We start from the raw sequence: 12,474 nt of genomic DNA on the forward strand, positions 1-12,474 counted from the left end.
TCTTCGCGAAACTCAAAGAATTCAGAGGCGTCGCAATGAGGTGCTGCAAGACAGACCAAAGCTTCTCAGCTTTCATCGCCATCGCGGCAACCCTCATCCGACTCAGATGAACGTCAACAGACCTTAACAGACGTTTAAGAAAATTCTCCATACATCGTCATGGCAAATCCGGAAGGCCCTCCTACGGCCTTCCCATGAGCCCCTGAAACGCCCTTTAAAACTGTTTCAGAACGGGACGTTTCAGGCTTTGCGGCGGAAGCCCGAAACCACCGCCCGTCCGGAGGCGTCGATTTCCAGATCGAGGATATGATCCGCTCCCGTCAGGGTCGCCCTGCGGCCCTCGAGCGCCGCCTCCGGAGCGGCGTCGAGGATCTCCTGGACGCGCAGCCAGTCCTCCGGCGGGAGCGTCGCCTTCTCTGCGGCCAGCGCCCGCGCCAGACGGGAGGACAGGATCACTGTGGAGAAGTCGGCGCCGAATTTCCCGCCGCCCATCGCCACGGGCGGGCCGAAATCGCCCGCGCCGGGGGAACGGAGGAAATTGGCGAAGGCCTGGGAACGCACAAAGCCCCGCGCCACGGCCCGCCCAAGGTCTGAGGAAACCTTGTCCATCTTCTCCACGGTCGTCCGACGCTGATGATCCATGTTCGCGCGGCCGACATTATAGTCGAAGCCCGGATCCACCCCGAGGGGGATCTTGCGGATCTCGCCCGTGCGGCCGTTCACCCAATCGCGCGTTTGAACCCCGGGCGCTTCAGAGGGCGTCAGCCCCCGGCGCGCCAGATCGCGATCGGAGAGCTGCTGGATGGAGCAGCGGCAGCGCCAGCCGTTGGGCGGCGCATGAGCGCCCCACCAGGGATCGTCCCAGGGCAGGACCACGCCATGCCAGGCGCGATGCAGCGGACGCGTGCGTCCGTCGAGCACCGCGACATAGCGCAGCCAGGGGCGCGCCGCCGCCGTCTCCTCGATCCGCTCCCATCGCCCGGCCGCATGGGCCATGCGCAGGTTGGTGTCATAGACGATCTCCAGACGTCGGGGCGAGCCGAGCTGCGCCGACCGGACCTCGCCGGTCTGCGGATCGACCACGTCCTGACGCCCCCACCAGCCGCCCGCCTGAAGGATCGGCGTCAGGCGCTGCTGAAATTCGCGCAGCGTCGTTCCCTCCTCGATGGCCGCGCTCATGGCGTCGCGGACCTCCTGGAGGAGATCCATCTTCATCAGCCCGGCCACGGTGAAGGCGCGGCCATGCTCCTCGCGCTCCATGTCCCGCCAGTCGAAGCTGGCCCTCAGCCCCTTGCGCTCGAAAGCCTCGATCGCTTCTTTGGGCGGCAGGGGCTTGAGGTCAATCCCGCTCAAGAGGCGCCTCCAGACGACCGGCCAGACGGGCCGTGAAGCCGCCCCGCGTCAGAAGCTCTTCGAAGGCGGCGGACTCCATCTCTCCGATGAGCTCCGCCAGCCGGTCCCGCGCCTCCTCCAGACTCCCCGCCTCCTCCAGCAGGCGTCGGATCGGATCGACCAGAGGCGCCATGACCGGACGCCAGTCGCCGAGCATCTCTCCGGCCAGATCATCCAGGGCGTCCGGCCCGGCCGCATGACAGGCGCAATCCGCTCCGGAAGCGCGGGGCTGGAAGGCGGACGCAAGCGGCTGGCGCGCCCCAAGGGCGGGCGGCGCAGGAGAGACGGCCGGGCTCGACGCTCCGAGGGGCGCGAGGAAATCGCCCTTCTCTCCGGCCGGAGGATCGGGCAGGCCCATGCGGTCGCGCACCACGCTCTGCTCGACCTTCAGACCCCGGTCCACCATCATCCCGAGGGCCTCGGCGAAGAGTTTCAGGTCTGTGCTTTTCGGCAGCTCGATCCTGAGGCGCGGATAAAGCTCCCGAGGGCCGCGGTTCAGATCGATCAGCGGGCGCACGAGATCGCGGTTCAGGGCGCTGGCGAGCTGGCGCGCGTCGGCGCGCATGATGTCGCGCCGCACGTCGTCATGCACCTTCGCGGCGGCGAGAGATCCGCCGGAGACCTCCGTGGTCAGGGTCTGGCCGAGCACCGCCTTGGAGACCTGGCGATCAAGCCAATTCGCCAGACGCTCATAAAGATCCGTGCCCGCGCCTCCACCTTTGGCCGCCTCGACGAATTCGATGAACATGCTGGAAGGAATGATGGCGGCGGCGGAGCCGATGTTGGCCACCGCCCGCAAGAGGATCTCCTTGTCCCTCTCCGTGGCGCCCGTGTGGTATTTGCCGACGCGCAAAGGCTGGCCATGGACCTCGACGAAGGTGATCCAATCCTTGATGTCGTAATTCTTGAAGAGCCAGGCCCAGGCGGCGGCGCGGGCGAGGCCGCCGCGGATCGGCAGGCCTGATTTGGCCGAGGCCTTGTGGATGACGTATTTGCAGGGCCAAAGCTCCTCCGGCCCGCCCGCCCCACGCAGCCGCAGGGTCTCGCCGTCATCGCGATCGAATTCGAACCAGCGCGGATCCCGGCGCTTGAGCCGCGCCGGCCACCATTGGCGCGCCGAGAAATCCCAGATGATCTCCGTGACCGAATAGCCCTTGCCGATGGCATCGAGGATGTCGAAGACCTCCTCCTCCAGATCTTCGCGGCGGAGCCAGGCGCGGACGAGATCCGCGTTCGCCACGTCCTCCGCCGAATCGGAGGCGCTCTCCACCGTGATCTCCAGCTGCGCCACCGCCCTTTTGCGGGTGCCGAGCACCGAGAGATAATGGAGATCCTTCTCCTCCATCTCCTCGGCCAGCTCCAGGTAGGCGACGGCGTCGCCCTGTTCGGCGGATTTGAGGAGCCGCGTCAGGCGATCGGGCGTCAGGCCTTGCGCCGGATGGCCGCTCATGACGCTGCGCACGCCCGAAAGCGCAGGCGCCGCCTGCTCCTCGGGGAGCCGCCCCAGATCCACAGGTCGGCCGAATTGATCCAGCAGCTTCGTCACCAGGCGCCCCTCTTCGTGAAGCGGGCGACGCCCGCCCGATCCTCTGCGTCGGAATCCTCGCGGCGGGCGGCGCGATATCCATAAGCGACCGCCCCCTCCGCCGCTCCGGCCAGACCCATGAAGGCCGCCCAGGTCCGGTCCGCATGGCCAGCGCTGTCGCGGTTCGCCACGAGGCGCGGTCTGCCGGAAGGCCCGACCATCTTCTTGATCTTGTGCAGATCGGCGCGCAGGACCGGATCCCCCGCCGGGATCCGCGCCTTGCGGTCCTCGAAGATCTGCTTGGCGTGGGTCGCCAGATCAAGCTGGCGCGCGGGCGTCATGAGCACGCCCTCCACCCGCAATTCCCCATAGCGCCGCTGGGCGTCCTCCACCGGCTTCTCGCCCATGCCGGTCTGATCCATGACCAGCCGCACCGGATCGTAGCGCTGCATGAGGTCATGCAGCCGGTCGTCCTGCTCCGAGAAGCTGGCGCCCTTGAGCTCCACGATCTCCCGCGTCCAGAAGACGTCGCCGACCTGCTCCCAGACCCAGGCGACCCAGAGATCGTTGCGCCGGGCGATGTCATTGCCGATGAAGCAGGCGCCGCCCTGACGACCCTCCGGGTCCCCCGCGGCTTCATGCTCCGCGCCCAGGATCAGATCATGGGGCAGCCAGGCGCTCGCCTCGTCGAGCCACTTCAGTTCATATTCCTGCGCCCAGGCGTCCTCGTCGGCGATGCCCGCCCGCAACTCCTCGATGTCGCGCGGCAGGCCTTCGGCCACAGCCCGATGAATATCGACGATATGGCGCGACCAGGCGTCGCCCTCCGCCGTCACCAGCTCATGGAACTTGTTCCCCTTGCCGTTGGGCGTGGAGACGACGCGGATCTTGTGGCCGGCGGAGATGACGGGGAAGAGCGCCTTCCAGATGGCCCGGCTGTCGTGATGAAAGGCGAATTCGTCGAGCAGCACATTGGCGCTGAAGCCGCGGGCCGTATCGGGATTGGCGGGGAGCGCCGTGATGCGCGAGCCGCCCGGCAGGACCACCTCCAGCGCCTTGTAGCGGGCGTCTCCGGCTCCGGCGACTTCATATTCCAGCTCTTCAAAGGCCATTTGATAGGCCTTCGCATGGAGTTTGACGCCCTCGTCCATGGCCTCCTTCGCCTGACGCTCGCCGCGCGAGAGGATCACCCAGCGCCGACGCGCGCCAAGGGTGAAGGCCTCGAAGCAATCATCCACCGCCTCCAGCGTGGTCGTGAAGGTCTTGCCGATCTGGCGCGACCACATCCCGACCTTGAAGCGCGAGCGGTCGGCGAGCCAGGCCCGCTGATAGGGATAAAGGGGAACCGCCGGAGAGCTCATGAGAAGATTCCATAGACGTCCTCGCGGATGCGCCGCAGGACTTCGGCGGGATCCTTCACGCCTTTCTCCGCGACCTCCTCTTCAGCTTCGGCGAGCTTCTCCTCCAGCTTCCGGACGAATTCCTGACGGATCAGCTTCTCGCGATCGGCGTCCTGCTTGGCCGCCTGGGCCAGCTTCTGCATGGCGGCGGCGGCGAACATCGCCTCCTTGGGATCCAGTGCGATCACCTGGCCTTCTTCACTGATCAGCATCTTGCTGATCAGCCCATGCATCAATTCGATGTTGAGCCGGGCCGTGCGGCTCTCGGGGGCCTCGCCATAGCTGCGCACGAGGGTTTCGGCGATCTCGCGCGAGCGGCGCAGCTCCGCCCCGATGGAGGCCAGCTGCTTGACGTGGCGGCCGAGCGCGGAGCGCGAGATTCCCGCGTCCATCTCCTGAAGCTTGGCGAGGATCTCGTCGATGGTGCGGCCCTGATCGCGCAAGGCGGCGATCATCTCGCGCAATTCGGGCGGCAGACGCCGGACGCTGGAAGGACGGACTCGGGCCATGCTCAGCCTCCGCGCCCGGCGCGCGAGACGCCCTCGACCTGAACGTCTCCGGAGACCACATAGCCGCCGCGCTCGGTCAGCTCGACCACCAGCAGATCGTCGGCGAGCCAGTCGAAGGCGACGAGATGACGCTCGCGCAGCCATTCGGCGTCTTTGCGCGTCACGTCCCGCGTCACGCCCTGGATGGGCCGGAAGCCCTGACGGATCCCCTGATGGAGCACGCCGTCGCTGGCGGAGCCTCCAAGCTCCCGGAGAAGCTGGAGCAGATAGAACCGGCGATGCTCCGCGACGAAATCCCTGAAGCTCATCTCACGCCCTTGTGCAGGAGGAAGTCCTCGATCCGCGTCACCGATTGCGAGAGGCTGGAGAGCTGCTGGGTCTGGGCCCGCTCCGCTCCGGCCAGAGCGGCGATCTGATCCTTGAGCCCTGCGAAATCCTCCGCCGTGGGCAGATGCTTGATGTCGCGCTCCATGAGATCCGTGCGCCGCTCCAGCCCGCCAAGGCGCGAGGAGACGCCCTGAACCTTCGCGTCGAGGTGGCTGGTCTGCTCCCGAAGATCCTCCTTGGTGGCCATGGAGGCGGTGGCCGCCCGGATCATCCAGGCCGCGAGAGGAAGGACGACCACGCTCAGCAGAGGCAGCCATTTGAGATAGGTCGAAGGGTCCATCGGTTCATTCCGTCGCATCATAAAGGCAGGCGGCGTCCAGCCCCCTGAGCAGATCCGCCCCCGTCCCGACGGAGGCCGGGCCGCCGTCATCCAGCAGGGCTCCGGCGTGACGCCGGGCGGACGTCTGAAGGCCGGCGCAGATCGCCTCGCCGTTCGGCGCGATCGGCGCCGCCAGAGGCGAAATCGCGCAGCCATTCACGAGAGGCGTCAGGATCAAGAGAATCACGCGCGGCATCGTCCATTCTCCGGCGGGTTTCGGATTGCGCCCTGAGGGCGTCGCGCTCGGCCTCCGCCGCTTCCGCCCGGCGCTGCGCGGAGAAGCCGCGCAGGAGCAGGCGCAGGAGAAGCGCGGCGAAGGCGAAGATCGCGGCGAGGATCACCTCCATGCGGAGCGCTCCTCGACCGGACGGGTGAAGGGGCCGCGCGGCGGCTCGCCCGGCGCGGAGGCGGCGGGAGCCTGAGCGCCCCAGCGCGGTTCTCCCTGAAGATCGGAGCCGCCATAGGCTCCGCCCTCCTGAATCTCGCTCCAGCGGAGATCGGGGCGAAATCCAGCCTCCTCCCGCCGGGGCGCCGCAGGCGCGGAGGCGGCGGAGCCCTGCGGCGCGGCCTCGACCAGTTTGGCCTCGGCGATGGAGGCGAGCACGCCCTCGCCGGGCTTGAGCGCCGAGAGAGCGTCCGGGACGCTGCGCCCGGCGTAAGCCACGGCCGCGGCGGCGGGACCGTTCAAGCCGCGCGCCAGAGCCGCCCGCACGCCGGACATCAGGGCCAGATGCAGCGCCTCCCGATGAGCGGCCTCGATTTCGATCCCCCAACGCTGGCGCGCCAGACGGGAGAGACTGAAGAGAAGCCCGCCCAGAATCAGACCGAAGATCTGAACCAGGACCGGCAGCAGAAAATCCACGAAGGAAGCGAAGACGCTCATCATTCGGCCCTTTCAAGCCAGCGGCGGATGTCGAAGCCCGGACAGGCTTTGGCGGCGTATTCGTTATGGCCGCTGACCCGGGCGATCGGCGTCCGGGCGGAGATCTCCCGCAGAAGCCGGTCGAGGGCCGCGCCTTGCGCCGGGAGGTAATGATCTGCGAAGCGGTCCGAGGCGGCGCTTCCATGGCCGCCGATCAGGCAGATCCCGAGCGTTCCGGAATTGCGGCCGCGCACATGGGCGCCGATCTGCGTCTCGGGACGGCCGGGCAGGACGGAGCCGTCGCGGCCGACGAGCCAGTGATAGCCGATGTCCCGCCAGCCGTTGAGCTCCACATGCCAGCGGCGGATCTCTTCGATCTGCTCGCGCAAGGGGCGGCCGCGCATCCAGTCGGGACGGGTGGCGGCGCAATGCAGGGTGATCTCGCGCACCGGATGTCCTGCGCGCCCCTGGCGGATCACGGATCCCGCATGAGGCCGGGCCTGAGGCTCAACCGGGCGCGGAGCGGCGAAGCTGCGACGGGCGGCTTCGGTGCGCGGACCCTCCAGTCCGTCGATCATCCCGAGGTCGACCCCGCGGGCGGACATGACGGCTTGCTCGGCCGCGATCAGCAGCCGCGCCTGCGGCCAGGTCTCCGCGCCCGGAGCGATCTTCGCGCGCAGCACATAGAAGAGGGAGAAGAGGGCGGATCTGGCGGAGCCGCCCCAGACGCCGTCCAGCGGACCCGGATCATGTCCGAGCGCCTTCAGGCTTCTCTGGATGTCGAAAATCCGCATGATGAACCGCCATGTTTCCGATGCGGTTCATCTTGCCACCCCTGATCTTCCCGTCTTACCCGGACAGCTGTCCCGTCAAGACCATCTTCAGGTCAGTCTTCGCGCAAATCATCCGGAAGGCAAGATTTCTCCTCGCCCTCAAAGAGCGCGAACATATCCATCTGCGCGGAGGGGGGGCGGTTGCGGGCGCGGTGGCGCCGCACGGTGCGGATATGGCAGCCGAGGGCGCGGGCGATCTGCGCCTCGGATTGCCCCTGGAGCAACCTCTGCCCAATGTCGTGGGCGAGCTTGCGGTCGCGGCCCGTCAGCCAGAGCGGAACCGTGATGGCGCCTGGCCCAAGCGCCTCAAGAATAGAGGCCGCGGCCTCCATGCCGACCGACTGGACCAGCAGGCTGTCCATCTCCAGATTTCGGCTGATGTAGATCTCGCGGCCGCCATGGTCGCGCGCCAACTGGACGGCCGCCTCCACGCCCGCGACCTCGGCGATGAGGCGAAGGCTGGGCGGCGGCTCTCCGAAAGATTTGAGAACATCGGCGCGCGAGGTCGTCATCAGAGAGCGCCCTGTCTGGCGAGAGCGCGGCGACGCCAGGCCTTGAGGCCCTCGATCACCTTCTCGGCGTCTTGCGGCGTGAGCCAGTCCGGATCGCCCACGCCATCGGGACGGGCGTCGGTCGCGGTCATCCGCGCCACGAAGCCGCGCAACCCTTCGCGCGTCGGATTCTCCAGCAGGTCATGGCGGCGCATGTCGCCCCAGAGCGCGAAGACCTTGCGCACATGGGCCTTGGGCGAAGGCTTGAAGTTTTTGCTCTTCGCACCGCCGGAGCGGGCGCGCAGGGTGAGCAGAACCCGTCGAAGCTGAGCCTCCGTCATGGCGCGGATCGAACGCTGACCGACCGTCTGCTCCAGAAAGGCCCGCCAGGTCTCGTCATCCTCCAGGCCAGCCACCTGACGGCGGGTCGCATGGACGGCTTTGATCGTGTCGCTCATCTCCAGAAACCTCCCGCATGCAGAAGAAGACCAAAAACCGCCGTCGACATGAGGGCGTCGGCGAAGCTCCAGGCCGCGCGCGGCTGGCCGTCCCTCAGAAGGGCCACGCAAAGACCGAACCCCAGAAGGCCGATGACGCTTCCTTGAGGCCAGCGCATCACCAACCCCCCTCGTCGGGGGCGGGCAAGCCGAGGAGGGGCGGCGCGGCGGCGATCTTCGCCCTCCCTTTCGTGCGGCGAGCCTCGGCGCGCTTCTGCGCCTCCACCTCTTTCCGCTGCTCCTCGATCTCCGCCAGATCTCTGAGCAGATGGTAGAGATCTCGGGCGTCGGCGGTTTCGATCTCGATCCTGACCACGCCCTTCTCGCCTTTCGTCGTGGAGGAGAAGGACTTCAGGCGGGAGGCCTCGCCGATGTAGATGATCGCCATCACGCCGCCTCCGTCTCTGCGGACCGGGCGGCGGTCGCGTCGTCGCGCCACAGCTGGACGACGCCTTGCGTCCGCTCGAAGCCGATGACGTGAACCACCGGCTCCACCAGGGTGAAGCCGACGTCTGTTGCGACATGCCAGAGATCATTGCGGGCGAAGCTCTCCCTGACCAGCTGGAGCACCCGCATGCCGATCGCCTCGCCGCCCTCCAGAAAACAGCCAAGGCTCCAGAACCAATCCGCGAGAGCGAGACGCCTTCCCTGATGGACGAGGCGCGCCAGCTTGAGCGCCCAACTCTTGGGATCGGCGGCTTCGCCAAGACGCAGAGCGAGGCGCTCGAAATCCTTCACGCTGAAACTTCCCTCGCTCCAGAGTCCGGCCACGAAATAGCCAAGGTTCTCGGCCCTCGGATCAGGACGCCGTCCCATGGGCGCCTCCCGCTTCCAGAGCCTTCAGCTTCCCCATGGCCGCCGCCTGCGAGAGGAACGTCTCATGCTCGATCAGGCCGCCCTCGCTCCAGGCGACGCCCCAGCGGATCGGCAGACTGCGGGCGCATTCCATCTCGACGAGCACTGGACCGGATTCGACCTCCCCGGCGTGTTCCGCCGCAGAGCGCCAGGCCTCGATCAGAAGGGAGGAAGCGTCCAGCGAGGCGCCGCATTCCGGCTCATCCCAGAGCATGTCGGGCGTTTCCAGATCAGCGACGCGCGCCTCCAGATCGACGATCCTGGCGCGCAGGGCGGCCTTCTCGGGATCCTCCGGCGGTTCGGGCATGGGCCTGCCGTCTTTGGCGACGCCGAGAAGCTCGACCTTCACGAGGCCGTTCTCCAGATCCTCCGCATCCTGATTGCGGATTTGGGCCGCAAGACATCTTTCGGCGGCGTCTTCAGCGCTCGAAGCCGGAACCAGAAGAATGCTGTAAATCCGCGTCTTGCGGAATTTCACGGTGTAAAGAGGCATGACGATCTCCTGAGAAGCATCCTGCGGGCGGCCGTCTTCGGGCCGCCCGCCCCTGGATCAGACCGCGAAGACGGGCCGAAACCCGACGCTGGAATTGGCGTGATCAGGCCGACAGGCCAGACTGAGCGAGAAGAGGCCGTAGTCCTGGCGGCTGATCCAGCTGCCGCCGCTCAGGGCGACGCCCCCGCGATCTTCGCCGCGCCCCCAGACATGATCCTTCGTCGCCGCCTTCTCGGGACCGCCGATCACGCGGGAGGGAATGAAGATCGTCGAGAGGTCGAAGCCTTCGCCCCGCTCCTCATGGAAGGCCGTCGGGAAGCCGTCGCCCAGGCCCGGCCCATAAGGCACGCCCGTGTCGGTCCAGAATTCGTCGCCGGGCTTCTGATCGCTCCAGATCTCGATCCCGCCCCAGGCGTTGATCCGCAGCCCGTCCGTGAACTGCCAGACGTCGCCCCAGAGATCACGGATCCCGCGCCATTCCGCAGGCAGGACGCCCGTCGGCGAGACGCCCTCCCGTTCGAAGATCCCGACCACGCCGCCGATGGGCGCGCCCTTGTCGATCAGCGCCAGCAGCTGCACGGCGGCCAGATCATGGACCGACCAGAGTCGCCAGCCTTCGCCGAGCGTTCGGCAACCCTCCCGCGCCTTGCGGATCGTGAGGCCGGTCCAGGGCCTGCGCCGCGCCTTCATCGTGAGGCCTTCGCCCTCTTCGGAGCGGCTGGCCAGATATTTGCCGATCCAGATGAACTCCGAGGAGCCGCCTTCGGCCTTCGCAAAAGCCGGATGCAGGCGGAAGCCCTCGCGCGGCCAGGGCGAGATCCACCAGATGCGCTCGTCGCCGCGCCGCTCGCTCCGCAGCCAGAAGCGCGGGATTCTCACCATTTCGGAATCGTCCTCCAGCCGCACCTCGCCGATGCGGCTGAAGATCGGATGATCGCGGAAGGTCGCGTAATCCACATGCAGCGTGGCGCCGTCATGATCGACGCGCCGCCAGAGGCCGCCCTCGCCGAGGGCGATCCCGATCACGCCCGCGCGCAGGCGGTCGGAGACGGCGGTCTCTTCAGCGAAGGCGCGGGCGCAATCCACCTCAGGCCCGCGCAGGAAAGCCCACATCTCGCGGGCCTGATCCAGAGCATGGACAGGCGCAAGGCCCGCGTCGAAGGCCTGCCAGAGCAGGCGCGCGCGCTGCTCGCACCCCCAGTCGGGGGCGGGCGTGCGGATTTTTTCGACCGGAAAGGAGGCGAAATCCGGAGAAACAGGGTTGATCGTCTGGTTCATGGGGTTTCCTCTCAGGAGAGCAGCCGGCTGACGGGTGCGGCGGACGGCAGGCGCACGCGGCCTTCGCCGCCCGCCTCGATCTCCGCCTTGCGCGGCCAGTTCTCGACGATGGTCAGATCCGTGGCGCGCGCGATCACGCGGGCCAGTCTTTGCGCGTCCTCCAGTCCGGAGAAGCGGAGGATGCAGGCGTGGGCGAGCAGCGCCGCCGCCACGCCGACGACGACGGCCGCATCCTCCTCAGCGTCCAGAAGGACGTCGAGCGGATCCATGGAGGATCCGGGCTCAGACGAAACGTCGCTCTTCGGGTCGAAATCCGACATTTCAACCTCCTTTAAACGGGGTTTGAAGAGGATCAGGCGTGATCGGGAGAAGGCGCGCCGCGCGGGCGGGCGCGCTGGCGCCAATGGTCGAGGCGGACGACGCCCCCCTCTTCCGGAAAATCCTCGCAGGCGCCGGATCGCGCCTGCGGGAGGGTCAGCGCGGGCGGCAGGACCGCGCCCTCCAGAGCCTCGACGCGCTCTGCGGCTTCGGCCAGAAGCTCGCAGGCCTTCAGGACCGTCCCGATGGTCAGGCTGTCCCTGTGGATCTGATCGTAGAGATGGCTGGCCACATGGCGGATCTCTCTGCTCAGCATGGCGATCATTCCTTCACGTTCAGATTGGCGCGGGCCTGCCGCAGGCCCTTCAGCGTCACCCCCTCGCCGCCGCCCGCCATGGCGGCCAGCACGAGAACCTTGCTCACGCCGCGCAGGGCGCCGGGCTCTTCGGCCACCTCGCGCAACAGGGCGATCTCCTCCGCGCCCTTCACGCCCCAGGCTGAGGCCAGAACCCGCACGTCGCCGAGGGTCGCGCCCTTGAGGAAGAGGCGCATGCCGATCCGGCTGTAGAGCTGGGCGAATCGCAGCGAGCGCTCGCCCCCCGTGAGGCGGGCGTAGACGTCGGGATTGCCCACGAAGGCGAGGCCGACCCCGGTCGCGTCATGGATGGAGCGCAGTTCCTCCAGAGCAGCCACGGAGAGATGCTGCGCCTCGTCGACGATGAGCAGGCCGCGCGTGTTCTCGACGCGGCGGCGAATGGCGCGGGCCAGCTTGCGCCGCCCGATCTCCCGCACGCCGACCGCGTCGCCGACCTCCTCCAGCGCCGCGCCGAGCGAGGCGCTGTTGGGCGAGATCGTCGCCGTCCAGACCGAGGGATTGCTGTCGCGATATTGCTGGATGGCCTTGGTCTTGCCCACGCCCGGATGGCCGTAGACGCAGACGACGTCCCCCATCATCTGGGCGTAGCTGAAGACCGCGAGGATCTTCTCCACCGTGGGCGAGCGGAAAAAATTCGGGCGGCTGGGCAGAAGTCCCGCGGCCGCGTCATGGCGGTCCTGAGCCGCCAGCCATTGCCGGATCTTGACCTCAAGAGCCTGCACGTCGCCGGGGTATTTGCCGTTGAGCCATTGGCTCAGGGCGGTGACGGAGGCGCCGATCTCGGTGGCGGCGCGCGCCTGAGAGAGGCTGCGGCGCTCCATCAGCCCGCGCACGCGATCCTGAAGCGGCGGATGCGACAGGGCGCGATCATCAGGAACGAGGGCCTCCAGATCGGTTTCGATCTGGACGGAATCGAGTTTGGCGTTCATCTTCAGGAAA

General features: G+C 67.6%; 18 protein-coding genes. All 18 read right to left on the minus strand.

Features of this window, described 5'->3' with window-relative positions; translation table 11 throughout:
* Nucleotides 1-240: 240 nt before the first annotated feature.
* A complete protein-coding gene (locus tag PHN62_RS03850) occupies nucleotides 241-1,353 on the minus strand; it encodes a phage minor head protein (RefSeq protein WP_300146533.1) in 1,113 nt (370 codons plus the stop codon).
* Nucleotides 1,340-2,938: a DUF935 domain-containing protein gene (locus PHN62_RS03855; RefSeq protein WP_300146535.1), complete on the minus strand. Its 1,599-nt coding sequence runs from the start codon at nucleotides 2,936-2,938 to the stop codon at nucleotides 1,340-1,342. The genes PHN62_RS03850 and PHN62_RS03855 overlap by 14 nt, the downstream gene beginning before the upstream one ends.
* A complete protein-coding gene (locus PHN62_RS03860) occupies nucleotides 2,935-4,278 on the minus strand; it encodes a terminase family protein (protein WP_300146538.1) in 1,344 nt (447 codons plus the stop codon). The genes PHN62_RS03855 and PHN62_RS03860 overlap by 4 nt, the downstream gene beginning before the upstream one ends.
* Nucleotides 4,275-4,826, minus strand: coding sequence for a phage protein Gp27 family protein (locus PHN62_RS03865; RefSeq protein WP_300146540.1), 552 nt, complete (start codon nucleotides 4,824-4,826; stop codon nucleotides 4,275-4,277). The genes PHN62_RS03860 and PHN62_RS03865 overlap by 4 nt, the downstream gene beginning before the upstream one ends.
* A gap of 2 nt (nucleotides 4,827-4,828) precedes the next feature.
* A complete protein-coding gene (locus PHN62_RS03870; RefSeq protein ID WP_300146542.1) occupies nucleotides 4,829-5,134 on the minus strand; it encodes a hypothetical protein in 306 nt (101 codons plus the stop codon).
* Nucleotides 5,131-5,493, minus strand: coding sequence for a DUF2730 family protein (locus tag PHN62_RS03875; RefSeq protein WP_300146545.1), 363 nt, complete (start codon nucleotides 5,491-5,493; stop codon nucleotides 5,131-5,133). The genes PHN62_RS03870 and PHN62_RS03875 overlap by 4 nt, the downstream gene beginning before the upstream one ends.
* 86 nt (nucleotides 5,494-5,579) lie before the next feature.
* Nucleotides 5,580-5,879, minus strand: coding sequence for a hypothetical protein (locus PHN62_RS03880; RefSeq protein WP_300146547.1), 300 nt, complete (start codon nucleotides 5,877-5,879; stop codon nucleotides 5,580-5,582).
* Nucleotides 5,870-6,415 carry a hypothetical protein gene (locus tag PHN62_RS03885; RefSeq protein WP_300146549.1) on the minus strand — a complete coding sequence of 182 codons (546 nt, stop codon included), beginning with the start codon at nucleotides 6,413-6,415 and terminating at the stop codon, nucleotides 5,870-5,872. Before PHN62_RS03885 ends, PHN62_RS03880 begins: the two co-directional genes overlap by 10 nt.
* Nucleotides 6,415-7,188, minus strand: coding sequence for an N-acetylmuramoyl-L-alanine amidase (locus PHN62_RS03890; RefSeq protein WP_300146552.1), 774 nt, complete (start codon nucleotides 7,186-7,188; stop codon nucleotides 6,415-6,417). Before PHN62_RS03890 ends, PHN62_RS03885 begins: the two co-directional genes overlap by 1 nt.
* A 92-nt stretch (nucleotides 7,189-7,280) precedes the next feature.
* The gene (locus tag PHN62_RS03895; protein WP_300146555.1) at nucleotides 7,281-7,739 is read right to left on the minus strand and encodes a helix-turn-helix domain-containing protein; all 459 of its coding nucleotides are present in this window, start codon (nucleotides 7,737-7,739) and stop codon (nucleotides 7,281-7,283) included.
* Complete coding sequence (locus PHN62_RS03900; RefSeq protein WP_300146557.1) at nucleotides 7,739-8,176, minus strand: regulatory protein GemA; 438 nt, start codon at nucleotides 8,174-8,176, stop codon at nucleotides 7,739-7,741. Before PHN62_RS03900 ends, PHN62_RS03895 begins: the two co-directional genes overlap by 1 nt.
* 157 nt (nucleotides 8,177-8,333) lie before the next feature.
* On the minus strand, nucleotides 8,334-8,603 hold the full coding sequence (locus PHN62_RS03905; RefSeq protein ID WP_300146560.1) for a hypothetical protein: 270 nt from the start codon (nucleotides 8,601-8,603) through the stop codon (nucleotides 8,334-8,336).
* A complete protein-coding gene (locus PHN62_RS03910; protein ID WP_300146562.1) occupies nucleotides 8,603-9,031 on the minus strand; it encodes a hypothetical protein in 429 nt (142 codons plus the stop codon). The genes PHN62_RS03905 and PHN62_RS03910 overlap by 1 nt, the downstream gene beginning before the upstream one ends.
* Nucleotides 9,015-9,563: a hypothetical protein gene (locus tag PHN62_RS03915; protein WP_300146563.1), complete on the minus strand. Its 549-nt coding sequence runs from the start codon at nucleotides 9,561-9,563 to the stop codon at nucleotides 9,015-9,017. The genes PHN62_RS03910 and PHN62_RS03915 overlap by 17 nt, the downstream gene beginning before the upstream one ends.
* Before the next feature lie 57 nt (nucleotides 9,564-9,620).
* Entirely contained in the window at nucleotides 9,621-10,841 is a 1,221-nt protein-coding gene (locus PHN62_RS03920; RefSeq protein ID WP_300146565.1) for a hypothetical protein, read from the minus strand.
* 11 nt (nucleotides 10,842-10,852) lie between these two features.
* Complete coding sequence (locus PHN62_RS03925) at nucleotides 10,853-11,161, minus strand: hypothetical protein (RefSeq protein ID WP_300146567.1); 309 nt, start codon at nucleotides 11,159-11,161, stop codon at nucleotides 10,853-10,855.
* 32 nt (nucleotides 11,162-11,193) lie between these two features.
* Nucleotides 11,194-11,475: a hypothetical protein gene (locus PHN62_RS03930; RefSeq protein WP_300146569.1), complete on the minus strand. Its 282-nt coding sequence runs from the start codon at nucleotides 11,473-11,475 to the stop codon at nucleotides 11,194-11,196.
* Nucleotides 11,476-11,480: 5 nt separating this feature from the next.
* The gene (locus tag PHN62_RS03935; protein ID WP_300146571.1) at nucleotides 11,481-12,464 is read right to left on the minus strand and encodes an AAA family ATPase; all 984 of its coding nucleotides are present in this window, start codon (nucleotides 12,462-12,464) and stop codon (nucleotides 11,481-11,483) included.
* Between the last annotated feature and the right edge of the window lie 10 nt (nucleotides 12,465-12,474).

Source organism: Neomegalonema sp. (assembly GCF_028688855.1).
In the GTDB taxonomy this organism is placed as follows: Bacteria; Pseudomonadota; Alphaproteobacteria; order Rhodobacterales; family Rhodobacteraceae; genus Neomegalonema.

Bases quoted from the DNA above. Each gene is read 5' to 3' on its own strand.
- PHN62_RS03860 (WP_300146538.1), bottom strand. From the start codon at position 4,278: ATGAGCTCTCCGGCGGTTCCCCTTTATCCCTATCAGCGGGCCTGGCTC.
- PHN62_RS03865 (WP_300146540.1), bottom strand. From the start codon at position 4,826: ATGGCCCGAGTCCGTCCTTCCAGCGTCCGGCGTCTGCCGCCCGAATTG.
- PHN62_RS03870 (WP_300146542.1), bottom strand. From the start codon at position 5,134: ATGAGCTTCAGGGATTTCGTCGCGGAGCATCGCCGGTTCTATCTGCTC.
- PHN62_RS03875 (WP_300146545.1), bottom strand. From the start codon at position 5,493: ATGGACCCTTCGACCTATCTCAAATGGCTGCCTCTGCTGAGCGTGGTC.
- PHN62_RS03880 (WP_300146547.1), bottom strand. From the start codon at position 5,879: ATGGAGGTGATCCTCGCCGCGATCTTCGCCTTCGCCGCGCTTCTCCTG.
- PHN62_RS03885 (WP_300146549.1), bottom strand. From the start codon at position 6,415: ATGAGCGTCTTCGCTTCCTTCGTGGATTTTCTGCTGCCGGTCCTGGTT.
- PHN62_RS03890 (WP_300146552.1), bottom strand. From the start codon at position 7,188: ATGCGGATTTTCGACATCCAGAGAAGCCTGAAGGCGCTCGGACATGAT.
- PHN62_RS03895 (WP_300146555.1), bottom strand. From the start codon at position 7,739: ATGACGACCTCGCGCGCCGATGTTCTCAAATCTTTCGGAGAGCCGCCG.
- PHN62_RS03900 (WP_300146557.1), bottom strand. From the start codon at position 8,176: ATGAGCGACACGATCAAAGCCGTCCATGCGACCCGCCGTCAGGTGGCT.
- PHN62_RS03905 (WP_300146560.1), bottom strand. From the start codon at position 8,603: ATGGCGATCATCTACATCGGCGAGGCCTCCCGCCTGAAGTCCTTCTCC.
- PHN62_RS03910 (WP_300146562.1), bottom strand. From the start codon at position 9,031: ATGGGACGGCGTCCTGATCCGAGGGCCGAGAACCTTGGCTATTTCGTG.
- PHN62_RS03915 (WP_300146563.1), bottom strand. From the start codon at position 9,563: ATGCCTCTTTACACCGTGAAATTCCGCAAGACGCGGATTTACAGCATT.
- PHN62_RS03920 (WP_300146565.1), bottom strand. From the start codon at position 10,841: ATGAACCAGACGATCAACCCTGTTTCTCCGGATTTCGCCTCCTTTCCG.
- PHN62_RS03925 (WP_300146567.1), bottom strand. From the start codon at position 11,161: ATGTCGGATTTCGACCCGAAGAGCGACGTTTCGTCTGAGCCCGGATCC.
- PHN62_RS03930 (WP_300146569.1), bottom strand. From the start codon at position 11,475: ATGCTGAGCAGAGAGATCCGCCATGTGGCCAGCCATCTCTACGATCAG.
- PHN62_RS03935 (WP_300146571.1), bottom strand. From the start codon at position 12,464: ATGAACGCCAAACTCGATTCCGTCCAGATCGAAACCGATCTGGAGGCC.